Here is a 3,601-nt window from a genome sequence, read left to right on the forward strand (position 1 = left end):
TTGGGAGAAACATGTTCTTTTTGGGTTGAAAAAGGCAGCTTAGGACATAATATAAATACACTTCCTTTTATAGCTCACTGAGTTTTGCTGCGCTCGCACAAAATATTTGATCTAAAAATAGCCACAAACACAGTCATTTTCAAGATTGCAAACTCAACATGTTTACATTTTTTATTGTCTTGGCAGACCTAAATAACTATAAATTCACTGTATGGGTATAAAAATAAGCTCACTGAGTTTTGCTGATCATTTTGAGGAAAAATGAGCAATTTGGGAAAATCAGGCAGCACAACCAGCTGGACGGTAATTGCTGAGCTTGACACCTACCGGTAGCAAATTTTTACAAAATTTAAGGGAAGTTCAGTTTGACAATACTTGGTCAATGAGATAGCTTGGAACCTAATGTTTTCATTAATTATGAAATACTATGGAATCAATACATAAACTGGATTACACATTAACTAAGTGTTGGGATTTGAGGAATCATGATATTTCGCAATATAAAAACTTATTGAGTATCAATCCTGAAATTGAAAAAACATTGAAAGATATAGAAAATGACTTCATTGTAGCTAATACTTGCAGGTCTTTTTCTGAAAAAAATTTTTTTCGCTTAGAAGGTCATGCTCGATCATTTTGCATAAGAGTAGCTGAAGGTGTCTTGGTTATAAAAGGTACTGAACCATTTTCTGAAGATTATTCCTGGTTATATAAGAAAGAGATAACCTACCCAATGGGTGTAGTACCTTCTAAAATAGATGGATTTCCAATGTTTGGGCATGAAATATATTTAGCACTTACTCTTCAGGCTGCAATAAACTGTGCCAGTAAAAGTTACAATTTTACGAATAATTATTATACCAATATTGGTCATTTTCCTAAAGTAGCCTTACCAATTTCTGTGTATAAGATACCCGAATCAATTTCTAGAAAATTTATTTCTAACATTTCACCTTTTTTGTCAAATAGATCACAATTCTCAGTATTAGATTACACGAAAAAATTAGCAAGTGATGGTTTGGCTATCTATATTTACTACTATCATGGTAATCCGTTAAGGGCTGCCCATGCTATTAACAAATATCCTTTAGCTATTGCAGATGTTGGAGATGTCTTATGGAAAAAACAGAATTATGATTTAAGCAAAAAAAGCTTTAAAAAGTCTTTATATTCATGGGTTGAACTTGTGGTTAATATGATTGGTCTTGGATATGTGCCTACAACATGGTTACACAGTGGTAATTGTATGCAGTTGCAAAATTTAGTGTTGGATGGTGGATTGCATTCAATTGAGTCAATTGAGTTGATTAACAACCTTAAATCAAATGCTGATTTGTTAAGAGCTATAATGATTTCTATAATGACATTGTCAAAAAGTTTTTCTGATCTTTATAACTACGATGTTGAGCCCGTTTTTACAAGCGTTACAGATCAATTGTTAGGTAAAAACCAGCAAAACCCTTATAGAGCGATTGATCTTCATATCGCACTAACAGCTATATGCTCTGAAATATCGAAACAAATCAAATTAAATCAGCACGGTTTGAATTATGACAAAAGAATAACTATTTTATTTGATAAAAGTGGTATTGAGATGCTCAATCATATGCAATCAATGTTAGCTTAAATTTTCCCTTGAGGTCACATAAATATCGCCTTTAGAGGCGGAAGGGGAGAGGGAATGATTCAGTCGATTTATTGACACATCGTCAATAAATCCACCTGAATAGTTAAAATTTTGAAAAAAGCGTTTAATTCTTCTCGTAAGTTTTGAGCAGCAGGTGATAGTCAACAAATGTTGACTATAGTTATAGCCCCTCAGCTTTTAGATGAATATAAATTTAAGAGACTTAAGCTTTGAGAGAGACTTATGTGTTTTTGTAAACAGTAAAAGGAATAACATGTTAAAAAAACAGACTGATTTGACTTTTTTTATAGGGCTGTTTACTACGCTTTAGGTTAATGATGGATGTTACCAAAACAATATGATCATTTTAGGGCAATACATAAGCGTTATAAACATTGGGTTGGGTAGCGCTTTAAGGAAGATATAATGGTTAACTTCAGTGATTTTGACCTGCAGCAGGACACTATACTTGATTCCACGGTTATGAGGGTTCATGCTTGTGCAGCAGGTTATGAAAAAGATGGTAACAATGTTCAAGCATTTGGTATAAGCAAGGGTAGCTTCTCAGCTAGAATCCATTATGCTGTTGACAATTTGGGAGATAGTTATAGTGTTGGATGTAGAAAGTGATAAAATAAAAACACGGTTATTGCCTATAAGCGTATATCAAAAGCAATTTTTTTTAGAATGGACTCTAGCCCCTCAGGAAACAAAATATAATGTGACCTTAGGCTACAAAATAACTGGAAATCTCAAAAAATCATTCCTCAAAAAAGCTTGTGAATTTGTTATTAAAGAGAATGACATTTTACATGCCAGATATTCTAAGTGCGGTGAAATATGCTACTACATGAACTATAGTATTGATGACTTCTATCACGAAATAACATTAGATAAAAGTGAAGATGTAGATCAAAAAATAAACTCTATTATTAACCAACCATTTGATTTAACCCAAGATGTTCTAGTTCAAGGTTTTTTAATTATAAGTCAACAGAATTACTATTTAGTCATTAAGGCACATCACATTATAGCTGATGCTCTAACCGCAGCTAAATTTTGTCAACACATCGAAAAGTATTATAACGCACTATTCAATAATCACTTTGTAACATTAGATAAGTACTCTTTTGATGAGCTTATCGAGTCAGAAAAAATCCTGTTAAGCAAACAATATTATAAAAAATCAAAATACTTTTGGCGCCAATTTATAGAAAATATCACTCTAAAGCTTAAGCTCCCATATAAAAATAATTTAGTAAGATCCAATAGACTAGAAAAGTATAAAAGTAATTCAGTTGATTTTGAAATTAATCAGGCAGACACTTTTAGATTAAAAAACTATGCAAGAGAAAATAAAGCAACAAATTTTATTATTTTATCATCTTTATTTGCTTCATGTTTATATAGATACACCAACCAAAATTTTTTTTTTATTAGCTATCCAGTTGATATGCGACCTAAAGGTTTTAAAAAGGCTATGGGTAGTTTTGTGAATAATATATTCTTAAAGTTTGATCTTGAGAAATGCGATAGTTTTAAAAACTTAGTTGCTTTTTTTATTAATCAAAGAAAAGAAATTCGACCTTATCAAGGTTACCCGTTAATTAACATTATTCAAGATCAACGCGAAATTAACCAAGCTAATATTAATAACTTATTTAACGTTGGTTTTGCTCAAGCAAACTTAAATACAGCAAGAATACAATTATTAGACGCAGAAGTCACTGCTTTAAGTTTGTCTAACAGTGATGCGATATATGAGATGAGCTTGCTGTATGACGAATATTCTTCTAATCATATTAAATTAAAAATAACTTATCAGGAACATTTATTTGAAAAGCAGTTAATTGATAACTTTATTAGCAGTTTTAAGTGTTTATTTGAGACTGCGGTTGAAAAGAAGAATTTTAACCTAAAATCAGTGAATATTTTAAGTCAGGATATATATAAGAAAATTGTTTACGACTGGAA

3 protein-coding genes are annotated in these 3,601 nt (G+C 31.3%); all 3 read left to right on the plus strand.

Annotation, left to right across the window (positions count from 1 at the left end):
• The first annotated feature begins 427 nt into the window (after window positions 1-427).
• Window positions 428-1,627, plus strand: coding sequence for a hypothetical protein (locus DNK84_RS03650; RefSeq protein ID WP_119343214.1), 1,200 nt, complete (start codon window positions 428-430; stop codon window positions 1,625-1,627).
• A 426-nt stretch (window positions 1,628-2,053) separates the two neighbouring features.
• Window positions 2,054-2,257 (plus strand): hypothetical protein, encoded by a 204-nt coding sequence (locus tag DNK84_RS03655; protein WP_119343215.1) that lies wholly within the window; start codon window positions 2,054-2,056, stop codon window positions 2,255-2,257.
• A partial coding sequence (locus tag DNK84_RS03660) for a condensation domain-containing protein (RefSeq protein WP_162902196.1) occupies window positions 2,238-3,601 on the plus strand: 1,364 nt, incomplete at its 3' end. The genes DNK84_RS03655 and DNK84_RS03660, both read left to right, overlap by 20 nt.

The organism is Facilibium subflavum, assembly GCF_003574485.1.
GTDB classification, from domain to species: domain Bacteria; phylum Pseudomonadota; class Gammaproteobacteria; order Francisellales; family Francisellaceae; genus Facilibium; species Facilibium subflavum.

Excerpts from the sequence above, each read along its gene's own strand:
- DNK84_RS03650 (WP_119343214.1), top strand. The coding sequence starts at position 428 with ATGGAATCAATACATAAACTGGATTACACATTAACTAAGTGTTGGGAT.
- DNK84_RS03655 (WP_119343215.1), top strand. The coding sequence starts at position 2,054 with ATGGTTAACTTCAGTGATTTTGACCTGCAGCAGGACACTATACTTGAT.